Origin of the sequence: Bradyrhizobium sp. MOS002 (assembly GCF_003020115.1) — a bacterium.
Taxonomy (GTDB): Bacteria; Pseudomonadota; Alphaproteobacteria; order Rhizobiales; family Xanthobacteraceae; genus Bradyrhizobium.
The window spans coordinates 381283-398818 of sequence record NZ_PYFX01000002.1 but is presented as its reverse complement, the minus strand read 5'-3'; the positions used below and the strand labels follow the sequence as shown (position 1 = coordinate 398818).

The 17536-nt window shown below is 64.2% G+C and carries 17 protein-coding genes; 13 read left to right on the top strand and 4 right to left on the bottom strand.

The genetic code is table 11. The features are described 5' to 3' along the window. Positions 1 to 47 precede the first annotated feature (47 nt). From C7G41_RS06550 to C7G41_RS06540, 3 genes are all read left to right on the top strand, one after another. Complete coding sequence (locus C7G41_RS06550) at positions 48 to 1277, top strand: ABC transporter substrate-binding protein (RefSeq protein WP_106941795.1); 1230 nt, start codon at positions 48 to 50, stop codon at positions 1275 to 1277. Positions 1278 to 1466: 189 nt separating this feature from the next. Next, a complete protein-coding gene (locus tag C7G41_RS06545; RefSeq protein ID WP_106941794.1) occupies positions 1467 to 2750 on the top strand; it encodes a glycerate kinase in 1284 nt (427 codons plus the stop codon). A 201-nt stretch (positions 2751 to 2951) separates the two neighbouring features. Further along, positions 2952 to 5048, top strand: a complete 2097-nt coding sequence (locus C7G41_RS06540; RefSeq protein ID WP_106941793.1) for a bifunctional diguanylate cyclase/phosphodiesterase — start codon at positions 2952 to 2954, stop codon at positions 5046 to 5048. A 60-nt stretch (positions 5049 to 5108) separates the two neighbouring features. Here the strand turns inward: C7G41_RS06540 and C7G41_RS06535 are convergent, their stop codons facing one another. Next, positions 5109 to 5630, bottom strand: coding sequence for a MarR family winged helix-turn-helix transcriptional regulator (locus C7G41_RS06535; RefSeq protein WP_106941792.1), 522 nt, complete (start codon positions 5628 to 5630; stop codon positions 5109 to 5111). 176 nt (positions 5631 to 5806) lie between these two features. Here C7G41_RS06535 and C7G41_RS06530 point away from each other — a divergent pair, with 176 nt between their 5' ends. Genes C7G41_RS06530 through C7G41_RS06520 form a run of 3 tightly spaced genes read left to right on the top strand, consistent with a single transcriptional unit; the run spans position 5807 to position 9352 of the window. Then, on the top strand, positions 5807 to 6847 hold the full coding sequence (locus C7G41_RS06530; protein WP_199198221.1) for a branched-chain amino acid ABC transporter permease: 1041 nt from the start codon (positions 5807 to 5809) through the stop codon (positions 6845 to 6847). A gap of 7 nt (positions 6848 to 6854) precedes the next feature. Beyond that, positions 6855 to 8624, top strand: coding sequence for an ATP-binding cassette domain-containing protein (locus C7G41_RS06525; RefSeq protein ID WP_106941791.1), 1770 nt, complete (start codon positions 6855 to 6857; stop codon positions 8622 to 8624). Further along, positions 8621 to 9352 carry an ABC transporter ATP-binding protein gene (locus C7G41_RS06520; protein ID WP_106941790.1) on the top strand — a complete coding sequence of 244 codons (732 nt, stop codon included), beginning with the start codon at positions 8621 to 8623 and terminating at the stop codon, positions 9350 to 9352. Before C7G41_RS06525 ends, C7G41_RS06520 begins: the two co-directional genes overlap by 4 nt. Positions 9353 to 9533: 181 nt before the next feature. On the opposite strand, the gene C7G41_RS06515 is transcribed toward C7G41_RS06520, so the two are convergent. Further along, complete coding sequence (locus tag C7G41_RS06515; protein WP_106941789.1) at positions 9534 to 10172, bottom strand: pyridoxamine 5'-phosphate oxidase family protein; 639 nt, start codon at positions 10170 to 10172, stop codon at positions 9534 to 9536. A 120-nt stretch (positions 10173 to 10292) separates the two neighbouring features. On the opposite strand from C7G41_RS06515, the gene C7G41_RS06510 reads away from it, so the two are divergent. Continuing rightward, positions 10293 to 11177, top strand: coding sequence for a LysR family transcriptional regulator (locus C7G41_RS06510; RefSeq protein ID WP_106941788.1), 885 nt, complete (start codon positions 10293 to 10295; stop codon positions 11175 to 11177). A gap of 85 nt (positions 11178 to 11262) precedes the next feature. On the opposite strand, the gene C7G41_RS06505 is transcribed toward C7G41_RS06510, so the two are convergent. Beyond that, on the bottom strand, positions 11263 to 11682 hold the full coding sequence (locus C7G41_RS06505; RefSeq protein ID WP_106941787.1) for a PaaI family thioesterase: 420 nt from the start codon (positions 11680 to 11682) through the stop codon (positions 11263 to 11265). A gap of 221 nt (positions 11683 to 11903) precedes the next feature. Next, entirely contained in the window at positions 11904 to 13073 is a 1170-nt protein-coding gene (pobA, locus tag C7G41_RS06500) for a 4-hydroxybenzoate 3-monooxygenase (protein WP_106941786.1), read from the bottom strand. 214 nt (positions 13074 to 13287) lie between these two features. Between pobA and C7G41_RS06495 the strand changes: the two genes are divergently transcribed. The 6 genes from C7G41_RS06495 (at position 13288) to C7G41_RS06470 (ending at position 17501) form a co-directional block, all read left to right on the top strand. Then, entirely contained in the window at positions 13288 to 14304 is a 1017-nt protein-coding gene (locus C7G41_RS06495) for a TRAP transporter substrate-binding protein (RefSeq protein WP_106941785.1), read from the top strand. A 222-nt stretch (positions 14305 to 14526) separates the two neighbouring features. Continuing rightward, entirely contained in the window at positions 14527 to 15036 is a 510-nt protein-coding gene (locus C7G41_RS06490; RefSeq protein ID WP_106941784.1) for a TRAP transporter small permease, read from the top strand. 2 nt (positions 15037 to 15038) lie between these two features. After that, positions 15039 to 16358 carry a TRAP transporter large permease gene (locus tag C7G41_RS06485; RefSeq protein WP_007599671.1) on the top strand — a complete coding sequence of 440 codons (1320 nt, stop codon included), beginning with the start codon at positions 15039 to 15041 and terminating at the stop codon, positions 16356 to 16358. A gap of 12 nt (positions 16359 to 16370) precedes the next feature. Next, positions 16371 to 16832, top strand: coding sequence for a DUF3237 domain-containing protein (locus C7G41_RS06480; RefSeq protein WP_106941783.1), 462 nt, complete (start codon positions 16371 to 16373; stop codon positions 16830 to 16832). Between the two features lie 69 nt (positions 16833 to 16901). Next, positions 16902 to 17198, top strand: a complete 297-nt coding sequence (locus tag C7G41_RS06475) for a type II toxin-antitoxin system RelE/ParE family toxin (protein WP_106941782.1) — start codon at positions 16902 to 16904, stop codon at positions 17196 to 17198. A 3-nt stretch (positions 17199 to 17201) separates the two neighbouring features. Continuing rightward, positions 17202 to 17501, top strand: coding sequence for an addiction module antidote protein (locus C7G41_RS06470; RefSeq protein WP_106941781.1), 300 nt, complete (start codon positions 17202 to 17204; stop codon positions 17499 to 17501). The last annotated feature ends 35 nt before the right edge of the window (positions 17502 to 17536 follow it).

The window sequence follows — 17536 nt, the reverse complement described above, 5'->3', positions numbered from 1 at the left end:
ACACAAGAAAAGGGACGCACACACACCAAGAAAATAGGGAGATAGGAATGCCCGCTGTCACCGGCAAACTTGCGGCCGCGTCACTGGCGCTCGCGCTCATTGCGGCCTCGGCCTCCACTGCATCGGCCCAGAAGAAATACGATACCGGCGCGACCGACACCGAGATCAAGATCGGCAACATCATGCCCTACAGCGGACCGGCCTCCGCCTACGGCATCATCGGGCGGACGGAAGCCGCCTATTTCAAGAAGATCAACGACGAAGGCGGCATCAACGGCCGCAAGATCAATTTCATCTCCTATGACGACGCCTACTCGCCGCCGAAGACGGTTGAGCAGGCGCGCAAGCTGGTCGAGAGCGACGAGGTGCTGTTCATCTTCAACTCGCTCGGCACGCCGCCGAACTCCGCGATCCACAAATACATGAACTCGAAGAAGGTGCCGCAGCTCTTCGTCGCGACCGGCGCCACCAAGTGGAACGATCCGCAGAACTTCCCCTGGACCATGGGCTGGCAGCCCAACTACCAGAGCGAGACGCAGATCTATGCGAAATGGCTGCTCAAGAACAAGCCGGACGCCAAGATCGCCGTGCTCTATCAGAACGACGATTACGGCAAGGATTATCTCAAGGGCCTGAAGGACGGCCTCGGCGCCAAGGCCGCGTCGATGATCGTCATGGAGGAAAGCTACGAGACGTCGGAGCCGACCATCGACAACCACATCGTCAAGCTGAAGTCGACCGGCGCCGACGTCTTCATGAACATCACGACGCCGAAATTCGCGGCGCAGGCGATCAAGAAGGTGGCCGAGATCGGCTGGAAGCCGCTGCACTTCCTCAACAACGTCTCGGCGTCCGTCGGCAGCGTGCTCAAGCCCGCCGGGTTCGAGAACTCGCAGGACATCATCTCCGCCGACTACCTGAAGGACATCTCGGATTCGACGTGGAACAGCGATCCCGGCATGAAGGACTTCGTCGCGTTCATGAACAAGTACTTTCCGGACGGCGACAAGCTCGACCACGGCACCATCGTCGGCTACGGCGTGGCGCAGACCCTGGTCCAGATCCTGAAGCAGTGCGGTGACGATCTCACGCGCGCGAACGTCATGAAGCAGGCCGCCAGCCTGAAGAACTTCCGCACCGAAGTGCTGCTGCCGGGCGTGCAGATCAACACGTCCCCGACCGACTTCGCGCCGATCAGCCAGCTCCAGCTGGAGAAGTTCAAGGGCGACAAGTGGGAGCTGTTCGGTGACGTGATCAGCGCCGACGTCGGCGGCTGAACGCTTCACACGACGACGGCAGGCCCCCTGCGAACCATCGCAGGGGGTTTTCGCTTGCGCAGCGATTATGATCACGCGATTGCACAATCGAATGATGGCAAAGCCCGCTTACGCTTTGGCGCATGATGCGGTAGGCAGGTGAGCGGCGCGTTGCCGCCAGTCTTTTCTGTCCGCTCAAGGCCTTTCGTCATGACCGATCGACGCCCCCTGCTCCGCGCGCTCTACGACGCCGCCGTTGCCGCCGCTCATCCGAGCACGATTCTGGCGCCGCACCTGCGGCCCGCGCCAACGGGACGCGTGATCTGTCTCGCGGCCGGCAAGGGCGCGGCCGCGATGGCCGCCGCCGCCGAGCGGCATTATCTCGACGCGCTCAAGCTCGCACCGGAGCGCCTCGTCGGCATCGCCACCACGCGCCACGGCTACGGCGTACCGACCCGCCGCATCCGCGTGGTCGAGGCCGGTCATCCCGTGCCCGACGAAGCCGGCCTCAAGGGCGCGGCCGACACGCTGGCGCTCGCAGCCGAGGCCGGGCCGGACGATTTGCTTTTGGTGCTGCTCACCGGCGGCGGCTCGGCGAACTGGATCGCGCCGGTGGACGGCATCAGCTTCGCGCAGAAGCAGGCGGTCAACAAGGCGCTGCTCCGTTCCGGCGCGCCGATCGGCGAGATGAACGTCGTGCGCAAACATTTGTCGCGGATCAAGGGCGGGCGGCTGGCGCGCGCGGGCAAAAATGCCGCCGAGATCGTCACGCTTGCGATCTCCGATGTGCCGCATGACGATCCCTCCGCGATCGCCTCCGGTCCGACCGTGCCCGATCCGACCACGCTCGCCGATGCGCGCGCCATCGTCGCCAGGTACAAGCTCGACATCGACGATGCCGTACGCCGCGCGCTGGACGACCCCGCCAACGAGAGCTGCAAGCCCGGCGACGCCGCGTTCGCGCGCGCGCATTTCGAATTGATCGCACGTCCGAAGCAATCGCTCGACGCCGCGGTGAAACTCGCGCATGAGGCCGGTTACGAGACGATCGATCTCGGCGCCGACCTCGAAGGCGAGGCCCGCGATGTTGCCGCCGATCACGCCAGGCTGGCGCTTCAGGCCCGCGCGCAGGGCAAGCGCGTCGCGATCCTCTCCGGCGGCGAACTCACGGTCACCGTGCGCGGCAATGGCCGCGGCGGCCCGAACCAGGAATACGCGCTGGCGCTCGCAGGCCTCTTGAAGGACACGCCAAACATCTCCGCGCTCGCCGGCGACACCGACGGCGCCGATGGCGGTGCCGGCCATCCAACCGACCCCGCCGGCGCGCTGATCGACGCGGCGACGTTCGCGAAGATGGCCGCGCAGGGGCTGCAGCCGCTGGCCTATCTCGACAACAACGACGCGACCACGTTCTTCGAGGCGACGGGCGACCTGTTGCTGCCGGGTCCCACGCTCACCAATGTGAACGACATCAGGGTGATCCTGGTCGACTGACACGGCGCCGGCGGCTCGCGAATGGTTATGCGCGCCACCATGGTTAACGATGTCTAAGGCCGCGCGGGGCACCGTGACCGGCATCGCCGCCCTTAACCTCGCATTCGCCGCAGTTTCAGGAATGTGCCCTGAAATTGGGCGAATTGTTGGGCTCATTCACCACAGCCTGCTCTAATCGCGTTCGTCCCGGGGGCAACGCGCATGGCGCAGACTGATCAGGAGGTCGCAGGCATTGATCCGCTCGTGCTCGGCGAGCTGCTCAAGTGCGCCGCCAACAATCTGTGGCTCGGGATCATCCTGTTCGGCAGTGACCGCAGGGTCCTTTTCTGCAATCCGCGCTACCGCGAGATGTACGCGCTCTCGCCCGAGCAGGCGCACCCGGGCACGCCGATCAAGGACTTGATCCAGCATCGGCTCGAACTGGGTCTGAACATCCGCGGAGAGGCCGGCGCCTATGTGCGCGCCCGCACGGAGGGCTCGGTCGTCAGCGAGCAGACTGTGCAGCAGTTCGCCGACGGACGAATCATCGCCTACACCATCCATCCCCTGCCCGACGGCGGCGGCATGGCGACCCATGAGGACATTACCGAGCGCGAAGAGCTCAGTCGGCGGCTGCAGGAGCGCAATTTTCAGTTCGACATCGCGATCAACAACATGTCGCACGGGCTCTGCTTCTTCGACGCCGGCCATCGGCTGCTGGTCTGCAACACGCACTTCATCGAGATGTACGGCCTGCCTCCCGACCGCGTTCGTCCGGGCACGCCGCTCTCGGAGATCCTGGACCTGCGCTACGAGGTCGGCAGCGTACCCGCGATGACGCGGGAGGAATACGCCAAATGGCGGACCGATGTCGCCACGACAGCCGAGGCCATGGACAGCATCGTCGAGATGCAGAACGGGCGTACCTTCAAGATCAGACACCGGCCGATGCCCGATCTCGGATGGGTCGCGACCCACGAAGACATCACCGAGCAGCGCAAGGCGGAATTGCGGATCGCGCATATGGCGCACCACGACGCGCTGACGGACCTCGCCAATCGCGCTTTGCTCGGCCAGCGCCTCAAGCAGGCGCTCGAACAGGGTGGGATGTTCGCGATCCACCACATCGACCTCGACAAGTTCAAGGCCGTCAACGACACCATGGGCCACCAGGCCGGCGACATCCTTCTGCAGGATGTCAGCCGCCGCCTCAAGCTGCTCACGCGCGACGGCGATACGGTCGCCCGCATGGGCGGCGATGAATTCGTGATCCTCCAGACGCCGATTTCCGATTCGAGCGAAGCGGACCTGCTGGCGCGCGACGTTGTCAGCACGCTGAGTGCTCCGTTCGGGCTCGACGGACACCAGACCATCGCGGGCGCGAGCATCGGGATCGCCATTGCGCCCGGCGACGGCTCGACCCCCGAGCAGCTCCTGCACAATGCCGACCTGGCCCTGTATCGCGCGAAAAGCGATGGCCGCGGCATGCACTGCTTCTTCGAACCGGCCATGGGCGAAGAGGCGCAAAGCCGTCGCGCGCTGGAGCAGGACCTGCGCAACGGCCTTGCCGCCGGCGAGTTCGAACTGCACTACCAGCCGGTCGTGAAGACCGACGGCGGCGACATCAGTGGCTTCGAAGCCTTGATCCGTTGGCGACATCCGCGGCGCGGACTGGTCGCGCCGAACAGCTTCATCCCGCTTGCCGAAGAGATCGGCCTGATCGTGCCGATCGGCGCGTGGGTGATCCGGCAGGCTTGTGCCACTGCGAGCCGGTGGCCGGACCATCTGCATGTCGCCGTCAACATCTCAGCGGAGCAATTCCGCCAGCCGGGCCTGACGGAAGTGATCGTCGGCGCGCTGGCGGCCTCCGGTCTCGATCCGCGGCGGCTGGAGATCGAGATCACGGAAAGCGTTCTGCTGCAGGACAGGAATGGCACGCTGGCGACGCTGCACCAGCTCCGCGCGCTGGGCATCAAGGTCGCCATGGACGATTTCGGCACCGGCTATTCGTCACTGACCTATCTGCAATGCTTCCCCTTCGACAAGATCAAGATCGACCGGTCCTTCGTCAGCGGCGTGGAAAACAATGCCGCATCCCTCAGCATCGTGCGAGCGGTGGCCGCGTTGGCGCGCGGGATGGGCATGACGACGACGGCGGAGGGCGTGGAGACCGAGGAGCAACGGGACCGGATCGCAGCGGAGGGCTGCACGGAAATGCAGGGCTATCTGTTCAGCCCTCCCTTGCCCGCCGTGGAAATCGAGCGCCGCTTCCTCTCCGCGGAAGCACCTGCCATGCCCCACCGGTTCGCGGCGGCATAACCGCCGCCAGCTCGCTCGCGATTCCGCGTACGACGCTCCGTCGCCGGAGCAATGAAGCCGTCAAAACTCGTTGGCGATCTTAGAGAGCATTCCGAGCAGGGCTTCGCGGTTGGACGGCCCGAGCAGCTCGTTCAATCGGGCCTCGTGCTTGGTGGCGACGAGCTTCTTGGCGCGGGCCAGCACGGCCTTGCCCTTGTCGGTCAGCACCAGGATGTGCGAGCGGCGGTCGTTGGTGGAGCGGATCCGCGCGCAAAGATCGCGGCTCTCGAGATTGTCGAGCATGGCGACGAAATTCGGGCGCAGGATGCCGAGGGTAGAGGCGATCTCGGTCTGGTTACGGCCCGGGTTTTTCTCGACCAGCAGCAGCACGGAGAACTGCGCCGGCGTGAGCTGGAGCGAGGCCATGCAGCGCAGGAAGTTCTCAAACACCTTGAGCTGCGCCCGCTTCAGCACGTAGCCGAGCTGCTCCGAGAGCTCGCCGAGCTGAAGGGCTTCGCCAGGTCCTTCGGACGCGTCCTTGCGGCCCTTGGCCGTCTCGGCGGGTTTTTCAGAGGACTTTTCAGCGGTTTTGGAAACGGTCATCGCCTCATGCTCGCATTCCCGTTAAGTTCGGGAGGATCGTTCGCCACCCTTGATGTTATATTTGATAATTGTTATGGACCATATCAAATAACGTCAGCGTTTTTCAATGGCTGTGAGCGGACCGTCCACCACAATCAGGGGACCGGTCCTGAATCTTTGAGGGGGAGCGTCCGGTCTTGAATACCACCATCATGCTGTTCCTGCTGCAGGACGGCATCACCAATGGCGCGATCTATGCGCTGCTCGGCCTGGCGCTGGTGCTGGTGTTCGCCGTCACCCGCGTCATCCTCATCCCCCAAGGCGAATTCGTCACCTATGGCGCGCTGACCTATGCTTCGCTGGCCGCGGGCCAGATGCCGGGCACGGCGAAACTCGCGCTCGCCCTGGGCATCGGCGCCTTCGCCTTCGACCTGTTCGCGGCGCGCAAGGCGCTGCACGGGCGCCTGATCCTGCGCAGCATCGTCACCAATATCGTGCTGCCGGCGATCGTGCTGGCGCTGACCGTTTACTTTGCCGCTCAGAAGCCGCCGGTTGCGGTCTGCATCGCGCTGTCGCTGGTGATCGTGGCGATGATCGGCCTGTTCCTCTACCGCATCGCATTCCAGCCTCTGGCGCACACCTCCGTGCTGGTGCTGCTGATCGCATCCGTGGGCGTCCACCTCGCGCTTCAGGGACTGGGCCTTTTGTTCTTCGGCGCCGAGGGCCAACGCGGACCTGCCGTGCTGTCCGGCTCTTTCACCGCCGGCGCACTGCGCTTCACCGGCCAGAGCATCACCGTCTATGGCATCACCATCGCCTTCATCGTGGGGCTGTGGCTGTTCTTCGGACTGACGCTCTACGGCAAGGCGCTGCGCGCGACCGCCGTGAACCGGCTCGGCGCGCGGCTTGTCGGCATCCGCACCACGCTGTCCGGGCAGATCGCCTTCCTGCTGGCGTCCGTCATCGGTGCACTGTCGGGCATCATGATCGTGCCGATCACGACGCTCTATTACGACTCGGGCTTCCTGATCGGACTGAAGGGCTTTGTCGCCGCCATCATTGGCGGGCTTGTCAGCTACCCCCTCACCGCCGTCGCGGCGCTGGTCGTCGGCATCGTCGAGGCGTTCTCGTCCTTCTATGCCTCCAACTACAAGGAGGTGATCGTTTTTATGCTCTTGATTCCCGTGCTGCTGCTGCGCTCGCTCGCGGCGCCTGCGGTCGAGGAAGAGAAGGACTGACGCCAAGATGCAGAGCCGGCTCCCCATCCTCATCTTCGCGCTGATCATGGCGGCGATCCCGTTTGTTCCGGGGATGCCCCCGTTCTGGATCGTGCTGCTCGACAATATCGGCCTCGCGGCCCTCGTCGCGATGGGCCTCGTGCTGCTGACCGGCGTCGGCGGCCTGACCTCGTTTGGACAAGCGGCCTTCGTCGGCTTCGGCGCCTACACCACCGCGGTGCTGTCGACCGCCTACGGCATGTCGCCCTGGCTGACGCTGCCGATGTCGCTGGTGGTCAGCGGATTGTTGGCGGTGCTGCTCGGCCTCGTCACCGTCCGTCTCTCCGGCCACTATCTGCCGCTCGGCACGCTCGCCTGGGGACTCGGGCTGTTCTATCTCTTCAGCAAGCTGGAATTTTTGGGAAGAAACGACGGCATCTCGGCGATCCCGCCGCTGTCGATCGGCTCGTTCAAAATGCTCTCGCCAGGCTCGATCTACTACGCGATCTGGGTTGCCGTGATCGTCTCGGCGCTGCTCACGATGAACCTGCTCGACTCCCGCACCGGCCGCGCCATCCGCGCGCTCCGGCGCGGCCATGTCGCGGCCGAAGCGTTCGGCGTGCACACGCCGCGGGCGAAGATGCTGGTGTTCATCCATGCCGCCGTGCTCGCCGGCCTGTCCGGCTGGCTCTACGCCCATCTTCAGCGCGCGGTGAACCCGACGCCGTTCGGCGCGCAGGCCGGCATTGAATATCTCTTCATCGCCGTGGTCGGCGGCGCCGGCTATGTCTGGGGCGGCGTCCTGGGCGCGGCGCTCGTCGTGGTCCTGAAGGAGGTGCTGCAGAGCTATCTGCCGCTGATCCTGCCCGGCTCCGGCCAGGTCGAAACCATCGTGTTCGGCATTATGCTGGTGGCGCTGCTCCAGCTCGCGCCCGGCGGCGTCTGGCCCTGGCTGATGTCGTTCCTGCCCCAGCGCACCAATGGCAAAAAGCCGGACACCTCACTCAAACTGGAGCAGCGCACGCGCTCCCCCGGCCAATCCAGCGTCCTGCTCCAGGTCGAGAAGGCGCGGAAGCAATTCGGCGGCGTGGTCGCGGTGAACAACGTCTCATTCGACGTTCAGGCTCGCGAGATCGTCGCGTTGATCGGTCCCAACGGCGCCGGCAAGAGCACCACCTTCAACCTGATCACCGGCGTGCTGTCGGCCAGCTCGGGCTCGATCTCCGTGCTCGGCAACAAGGTCGACAGGGCGCCGCCGCAGGAGATCGTCAAGCTCGGCATCTCCCGCACCTTCCAGCACGTCAAGCTGGTGCCTGATATGACCGTGCTGGAGAACGTCGCGATCGGCGCCCATCTGCGGGGCCATTCCGGGCCGATCTCCTCGATGCTGCGGCTCGACCGCGCTGATGAGGCAAAGCTGCTTGCCGAAGCCGCCCGCCAGATCGAGCGCGTCGGACTTGGCGACCAGATGCATCACCTCGCAGGCTCGCTGTCGCTGGGACAGCAACGGATCGTCGAGATCGCCCGTGCGCTGTGCGTCGATCCGATGCTGCTGCTGCTCGACGAGCCGGCCGCCGGCCTGCGCCACATGGAGAAGCAGCAGCTCGCGACGCTGTTGCGGGAGCTGCGCGACGGCGGCATGAGCGTGTTGCTGGTCGAGCACGACATGGGCTTCGTCATGAACCTCGCCGACCGCATCGTGGTGCTCGATTTCGGCACCAAGATCGCGGAAGGAACGCCCGCCACGATCAAGACCAATCCCGAAGTGATCAAGGCCTATCTCGGAGTGGCGGCATGAGCGCGCTGTTGTCCGTCACTGATGCCCATGTCGCCTACGGCAAGGTCGAGGCCGTGCGTTCGGTTTCGCTCGAAGTCGGCCAAAACCAGATCGTCACCATCGTCGGCGCCAACGGCGCAGGCAAGACCACGCTGCTCTCCGCCATCATCGGCATCTTGCCGCTGAAGGGGCGCGTTTCATTCGCAGGTCAGGATCTGTCGCGGCTCGACATCGAGGACCGCGTCGCCATGGGGCTTGGCCTCGTTCCCGAGCATCGCGAATTGTTCGTGACCATGAATGTCGAGGACAATCTCGAGCTCGGGGCCTTCCGCATCGAGAGAAGCAAGGCGAAAGCCTCGATGGAGCGGGTCTATACGCTGTTTCCGCGGCTCAAGGAGCGGCGCAAGCAGCTCGCCGGCACGCTCTCCGGCGGCGAGCAGCAGATGCTCGCGATGGGCCGCGCGCTGATGGGCGAGCCCAAGCTTCTGATGCTGGACGAGCCGAGCCTCGGCCTCGCCCCGATCATCGTCGCCGACATTTTCCGCATCGTCACCGAACTGCGCGCCGCCGGAGTCTCCGTGCTGCTGGTCGAGCAGAACGCACAGGCCGCGCTCAAGATCGCGGATCAGGCCTATGTCATGGAGCTCGGCGAGTTCGTGCTCAGCGGCAAGGCCAGCGACATCGCGGCAAATGAACGCGTCGCCGCCAGCTATCTCGGCTTCCAGCACGAAGGCGCGAGTGTGTTGTAACGTCGCCGCCAACTCGCCTTCCTTCTCCCCTTGCGGGAGAAGGTGGCGCGTAGCGCCGGATGAGGGGTATCTATCCAAACGGAAAGTCCTTCATTCGCGGAGAGACCCCCTCACCCGTCTCGTCGCTCCGCGACGAGCCACCCTCTCCCGCAAGGGGAGAGGGTGCACCGCGCAAGCCGCTCTAGCTTTCGTCGGCTGGTAAGCTCGGCTTCTCCCCCTTCAGCGCCGCGACCTCGGCTTCCAGCTCCGCGATTTTCGCGTCCCTCGCCGCCAGCGCCGCTGCCACATCCGCCGCGTCGAACTTCTGCGGGATGTGCTGCGGGCAGTTCGTGTCCCACGCTTCGATCTTGAACAGGATCACCTGCTCCGGCCGGGCGCGATAGCCTTTCGGCATCAGCGATGTCGTCAGCGCCTCGTCGTCCTCGACCACCCGCGCCTCGCCCCAGATCTTCACCCGGCGGCGGTGGGCGTAGTCCATCACGAAGATGTAAGCCTTGGGATTTTCAGACAGGTTTCCCTGCGTGATGTACTGCCGATTGCCAGCGTAGTCGGCGAACGCCAGCGTCTGCTTGTCCAGCACCTTCAAAAACCCCTTCGGACCGCCGCGATGCTGAATGTAGGGCTGGCCATCGGCCGAGGCGGTGGCAAGATAAAAGCTGTTGGCGTCGGCCAGGAACGCCGCGAGGTTTTCATCGACCTCGGAGCGCCAGCCGCGCTGCTCGGCATGCGCATACCCTTCGCGTGATCCCTTTCGGGTCTGGATCGACTTCACCGCCGGCGTGAATGCCACGTCGCTGGCGTAGGTGTGAGTTGCCGTCATCGGAACATCTCCTGAAATCCCGGCGCATTCCTGCGTCTTCCATACAAAATATGGACCTTCCGACGGCTAAAACAATCAGGCCGCTTGACACTTCATCATTGCGATATATGCAATAATGCCATGGACCGCCTCGAAGCCATGCATGTCTTCGTCACCGTCGCCGATTTGCGCGGCTTCGCGCCCGCGGCACGAAAGCTGCGGCTGTCCCCTTCCGCGGTGACGCGGCTGATCGCGGCGCTGGAGGAGCATCTCGGCGCGCGGCTGTTGCAGCGGACCACCCGACAAGTGACCCTGACCGACGTCGGCACGCGCTATCTCGAGCGCGCGCGTCGCATCCTCGCCGATGTCGAGGAGGCCGACGGCTCGGCACGGGAGGAGCGCAACCGGCCAAGCGGGCGGCTGGTGGTGTCGGCGCCGGTCGGCTTCGGCCGCCTCCATGTCGGGCCTGTCATGATCGCCTACCTCAAGCGCTATCCCGAGGTCGCCTGCGAATTGCGGCTGTCGGACAACCTCGTCAATCTCGTGGAAGATGCCGTCGATGTCGCGGTGCGGATCGGCCATCTCGCCGACTCCTCGCTCGTCGCGCGCCAGGTCGGCGAAATGCGGCGCATCGTGGTGGCGACGCCAGGCTATCTGAAGCGCCATGGCGAACCGAAGACGCCGGAGGCGCTGCTTGCGCATCAGACCATCGCCTTCGGTCCATCCGCGAACTGGCGCTTCGTGCAGGACGGCCGCGACATCGAAGTCGCGCCGAATCCACGCTTCGCCAGCAACAGCGCCGACGCCGCCCTGCAATATGCCGAGGCCGGCGGCGGCGTGACCCGGGTGCTGGCCTATCAGGCCGCCGAGGGAGTGCGGCGCGGACGGCTCAGAATCGTGTTGGCGAACTACGAGCAGCCAGCGCTGCCGATCCACATCGTTTACCCGACCTCGCGCCTGCTCTCCGCCAAGGTGCGCGCCTTCGTCGATCTCGTGGTGGAGACCGCGGAGTGGAGGTTTGGATGACAACTGTCATTCCGGGGCGCTCCGCAGGACCGAACCCGGAATCTCGAGATTCCGGGTTCTCGCTTCGCGAGCCGCGGAATGACAACTATCCCTTCTTCGGCACCACGCGAAAGGTGCCGCTGGCGCGCGCGATCACGGCGCCGTCGGACTTCGCGAGGCACTGCGCGAAACAGATCGTGCTGCCGGTCTTGATCGCCTCACCCTCGACCGCGAGCCATTGGCCGATCTCGCCGGCGCCGACATAGTCGACCGACAGCGAGATGGTGACGAACGAGGTCGTCCAGCCCGTCGCCTGCGCGCAGCTGTAGCCCATGGCGGCATCGGCCAGCGCCGCGATCAGGCCGCCATGGATCAGCCCGCGCGCATTGGTGTGCGGCTTTGCCAGCCGCAATCCCACGGTGACGCCGTTGTCGGTCTTCCTGGAGTAAAGCGGCTCCCAGGGGTCGGTGAGCGGGGCCTTGCGGAAATGCGGCTCGAAGCCGGCGGGAATGTCGGTGCTGGTCATGTCTGTCTCACGTTGGTGGCTGCCGCCATTGAACGCGGCGGACGCGACGGATGCACCACCTACAAAGTTTTAAACGGAATTTGCGCGGGTGTTTGAAATGGGCGGCGCCGTCGCCATTGCGAGGAGCGAAGCGACGAAGCAATCCAGTCTGTCACTGCGGAGGGATTCTGGATTGCTTCGCTGCGCTCGCAATGACGGAGTATGCGGTACCAGTCGCGCCTCTAAAACGGCAGCCCCACATAATTCTCCGACAGCGACGTCATCGCGGCCTGCGACTGCGTTACGTAGTCGAGTTCGGCGAGCTGGATGCGCGCGCCAATCGTACCGGTGTCGGGGAATTTGTGCAGCATCGAGGTCATCCACCAGGAAAAGCGCACGGCCTTCCAGACCCGCGCCAGCGCCTTGGTGGAATAGGCGTCGATCCCGGCGCTGGATTTCTCGTCGTAGAACTCGCGGAACGCACTCGACAGATAATGCGCGTCGCTCGCGGCCAGGTTCAGCCCTTTGGCGCCGGTCGGCGGCACGATATGGGCGGCGTCACCGCACAGGAACATCCTGCCGAAGCGCATCGGCTCGGCGACAAAGCTGCGCAGCGGCGCAATGCTCTTCTCGATCGAGGGGCCCGTGACCAGGCTGTCGGCCGCCTCCTGGTCGAGCCGGCGCCTGAGCTCGTCCCAGAAGCGGTCGTCGGGCCATTGGTCGACATGGTCGTCGAGCGCGCACTGCACATAATAACGGCTGCGTCTGGTCGAACGCATGGTGCACAGCGCAAAGCCGCGGGCGTGGTTGGAATAGATCAGCTCGTGGCTGACCGGCGGCGTATCGGAGAGGATACCGAGCCAGCCGAACGGGTAGATGCGCTCGAACTCCTCGATCGCCGAAGCCGGAACGCTGGCGCGACTGACGCCGTGAAACCCGTCGCAACCGGCGATGAAGTCGCAATCGATGGTGTGGGTGACGCCATCCTTGACATAGGTTACGCGCGGGTGACCGCCGTCGAAATCCTGAGGCTGCACGTCCCTGGCCTCGTAGACCGAGGTGAGACCGGCGGCCTTGCGCGCATTCATCAGATCCAGCGTGACCTCGGTCTGGCCATAGATCATGACCGTCTTGCCGGTCGCCGCCTTCATGTCGATGCGGTGACGGCTGCCGGAAAAGGCGAGCTCGATGCCCTCATGCACCAGCCCTTCGGCATGCGCCCTCGCGCCGGCGCCGATCTGGTCGAGCAGCGCGACAGTCCCCTCCTCCAGCAGCCCGGCACGGATGCGGCCGAGCACATAGTCCGGGCTCTGCCGCTCCAGAATGACATTGTCGATGCCGTAGCCGTCCAGCAGTTGCCCAAGCAACAATCCAGCCGGACCTGCCCCGATGATTGCGACTTTTGTCCGCAATACTTGCTCCTCCCGATCCTGTAGGCTTTCGTCGCGGCTCGCTTGTCGCAGCCGTCCGCGCACGATAATTATATCATATAACGGTTGGGCAAAAGGGACTGCGCGGCAGCACGTCGCGCCAGTTCCGGCTTGAACGCGCCGGCCAATTAGATAACATGTTAATTAACGAGACCGGGCCATCGAAGCCCGCCGTCAAAAGAGGGAGAGACGCGTGATGAGGAAAGCCTGTCTGGCGTTGCTGCTGGCAGCAAGCGTGAGCCCTGCGTTCGCGCAGGACAAGACCTTCGATTTGAAGATCTCGCACTGGGTGCCGGCCTCGCATCCGCTGCAGAAATCGCTGGAGGACTGGGCCGCGGCGGTCGAGAAGGATTCCGGCGGCACCATCAAGGGCAAGGTGTTTCCGGCCCAGCAGATGGGCAAGGCCTTCGACCATTACGACATGGCGCGCGACGGCATCGCCGACGTCACCTATGTCAATCCCGGCTACCAGCCTGGCCGTTTCCCGATCATCGGCGCCGGCGAGCTGCCGTTCTTGATCTCGGATGCCAAGGGCGGCTCGATGGGGCTGGACGCCTGGTATCGCAAATACGCCGAGAAGGAGATGAAGGACGTCAAATACTGCCTCGCCTTCGTCCACTCGCCCTCCTCCTTCCACTCCCGCACCAAGAAGATCGTGATGCCGGAGGACGTGAAGGGCCTCAAGATCCGCCCCGCCCACGCCACCATGGCCAATTTCGTCACCTCGCTCGGCGGCACCAATGTGCAGTCCTCCGCGCCTGAAGTGCGCGACATCATCGAGCGCGGCGTCGCCGACGGCGTCACCTTCCCCTGGGGCTCGCTGGTGCTGTTCGGCATCGACAAGGTGACCAAATACGACATGGAGGCGCCGCTCTACACCACGACCTTCGTGTTCGTCATGAACAAGGACAAGTACAATGCGATGTCCGACAAGCAGAAGGCCGCGATCGACAAGAACTGCACGGTCGAGATGGCCGGCGTCGTCGGAGAGCACTGGGGCAAGTTCGAGGATGCCGGCATCGACAAGGTCAAGGCGGAGTCCAGTCACGAGGTCTACAAGCTGACGCCCGAGCAGACCGCCGCCTGGAAGAAAGCCGCCGAGCCGCTGGTGAAGACCTGGAGCGACGGCGCGAAGAAGGCCGGCGCGGATCCGGACGCGGCGCTCGGCGAGTTGAAGGCGTCGCTGAAGAAGCACAACGCGCTGGCGGAGTGAAGCTGCGACGCGATCGGTCTCTCCTCCCCCTCTCCCCGTTCTTACGGGGAGAGGGTTGGGGTGAGGGGCTGCTTCCGCAAAAATAGTGAGAGATGGACTCGTGGAGAGTCCCCCTCACCCGCATCGCATCTACGATGCGATACGGCCTCTCCCCGCACGCGGGGAGAGGCGAAGAGCAGCAGCCGGGTCGGGAACGAGAATGACACCACTTAGGACCACCCCATGAAGCGCAGCTGGATGGATCGCGTTATCGATTCGATCGAATGGATCGCGGCCGGCTTCGTCGGCATTGTCGCGCTCGACATCTTCCTGTCGGTGCTGCTGCGTAACACGCTGAACTACGCGATCCCCGATAGTTTCGACATCGGCCGCATGCTGCTCGGCATCCTCATCTTCTGGGGCATCGCCGCGACCTCCTATCGCGGCACCCACATCACCGTCGATCTGGTCTGGGGCAATGTCGGGCCGCGCTACCAGCGCTGGATCGACGTGTTCGCAACCCTGGTGCTGCTGTTCGTCGTGACGGTGCAGACCTGGACGTTGTTCGACAAGGTCCGCGGCACCTACAATGACAACGTCCAGACCTTCGACATGCACATGCCGACCTGGCCGTTCTTCGCGATCGCCTGGATCGGCGACGTCTCCGCCGTGCTGCTGATCGCGATCCGCACCTACCGGTTGATCTTCCATCCCGAAGACATGCACGACCCCAAGCTGAAGGCGACGGAGTAATCATGAGCACCGATGCCGTCGCCGTTATCGGCTTCGTTTCCCTGTTCGCCCTGATGCTGCTGCGCGTGCCGGTCGGCATGGCCATGGGCCTCGTCGGCGTCTCCGGCTTCTCCTATCTCGTCGGCGCCACGCCGGCGCTGAAGCTGGTCGGCCAGACCTCGATGCGCACGGTGACCGACTACACCTTCGGCGTCATTCCGATGTTCTTGCTGATGGGCTCGTTCGTCAGCAATTCCGGCATGAGCCGCGAGCTGTTCCGCGCCGCCAACGGCTTTGTCGGCCATTTGCGCGGCGGGCTCGGCATCGCCACCGTCGGCGCCTGCGGCGGCTTTGCCGCGATCTGCGGCTCCTCGGTCGCGACCGCAGCGACCTTCTCCGCGGTCGCGTACCCCGAGATGCGCCGTTTCGGCTATCCGCAGTCCTTTGCCACCGGCGTGATCGCGGCCGGGGGCACGCTGGGCGCGATGCTGCCGCCCTCCACCGTGCTCGCCGTCTACGGCATCATCACCGAGCAGGACATCGGCAAGCTGTTCATCGCCGGCATCATCCCGGGCATCCTGGCGATGACCATGTACATGATCACGATCTTCCTGATCGGCTATTTCCGGCCGGACTTCCTGCCCAAGGGCAAGGTGCTGCCGTGGCGCGAGCGCTTCGCCGGCTTGAAGGACATCTGGGCGCCGGTGCTGCTGTTCGTGTTCGTGATCGGCGGCCTCTACGGCCTGCCCTATCTGCCGCGCTTCACGCCGACGGAAGCCGGCGGCGTCGGCGCTGCCGGCGCCTTCATCATCGGCGTGGCGACCGGCCGCCTCGACCGCGAGAAGATTCTGGCGTCGCTGCTCCAGGCGACGCGCACGGCGGCCGCCGTGTTCACCGTGCTGATCGGCGCCTTGATCTTCGGCTATTTCCTCACGGTGACGCAGACCCCGCAGAAGGTGACGGAATTCCTCACCGGTCTCGGTCTCGGCCCCTACGGCGTGCTGGCGCTGATCATGGTGATGTATCTCGTGCTCGGCTGTCTGATGGACGCCATGGCGATGATCATCCTCACCGTGCCGATCATCTTCCCCGTGATCATGCATCTCGGTTTCGACCCGATCTGGTTCGGCGTCATCATCGTCATGACGGTCGAACTCGGACTGATCCATCCGCCGGTGGGTATGAACGTCTTTGTCATCAAGAGCGTGGTCAAGGACGTCTCCTTCTCCACGATCTTCAAGGGCGTGATCCCGTTCGTGGCGACAGACCTCGTGCGCCTGGTAATCCTGATCGCCTTCCCGCTGCTGGCGACATGGCTGCCGACGCGGATGATGGCGCATTGAGGAGATGAAGCGATGACCACGCCGGCGCTGGAAACCAAATACGTCTTTACCGTTACCGCGAAGATCGGCGACGTCGTCACCGCCGGCGAGACCGGCATCGGCATTCGCCGCATCATCCCGATCATCGGCGGCGAGGTCTCGGGCGCGATCACCGGCAAGGTGCTGCCGTTCGGCGCCGACTTCCAGACCATCCGCCCGAATGAGCTGATCGATCTCGAAGCGAAGTACGCGTTCGAAACCGACGACGGCGCCATCGTCTATGTCGAGAACAAGGGCATGCGCTTTGGCCCGGTCGAGCTGTTGCAAAAGCTCAAGCGCGGCGAGCCGGTGGACCCGAAGCTAATCTATTTCCGCACCGTGCCGAAGTTCGAGACCGGGCATGAGAAATACCGCTGGCTGATGGAGCACATTTTTGTCGGTTCGGCAGCGCGGCATGCGGACCGCGTGGTGATCGACGTGCATCAGGTGATGTGAACGCGTCGCGCCGCGCCAAAGGCCGGCTAGTCCATTGACATCGCGGCGTTTGTAGCGTATACGCTACACATGCCGACAATCAAGAGAACCGACGAATTCTCTGACTGGCTTAGAAACCTGCGAGACCGGAGAGCGAAGGCAAAAATCCTCGCCCGGATCGATCGGTTGGCGCTCGGCAATCCGGGAGACGTTGCTCCGGTCGGAGGCGGCATCAGCGAAATGAGAGTCCATGAGGGCGCCGGATACCGGATCTACTACGTTCCCCGAGGCGAGGAGATCATCGTTCTTCTTTGCGGTGGCGATAAAGGCTCCCAGCCAGGGGACATAGCGTTGGCAAAGAAGATCGCGAGCGAATTGGAGGTCTGAGCGATGGCAAAACTGAAATCATTTGATGCTGCGGAGTACCTCGACAGCCCCGAGATGGTTGCGGCCTATCTCACCGAAGCCTTTGAATCCGACGATCCGTCCGCAATAACGATGGCAATCGGCGCCGTAGCCCGCTCTCAGGGCATGGGCGCCATTGCCGAAAAGGCCGGTCTATCCCGTGAGAACTTGTATCGCTCGCTTGGCGGCGAGGCCAAACCCGAGTTCGGCACTGTGATAAAAGTTCTCCACGCCATGGGTATCAATCTTGTGGCGCAACCCCAAAGTGGAACGAAGGCGGCGTAGCGGCCGGATAGAAGCGGCGTCCGCGATATTTATCC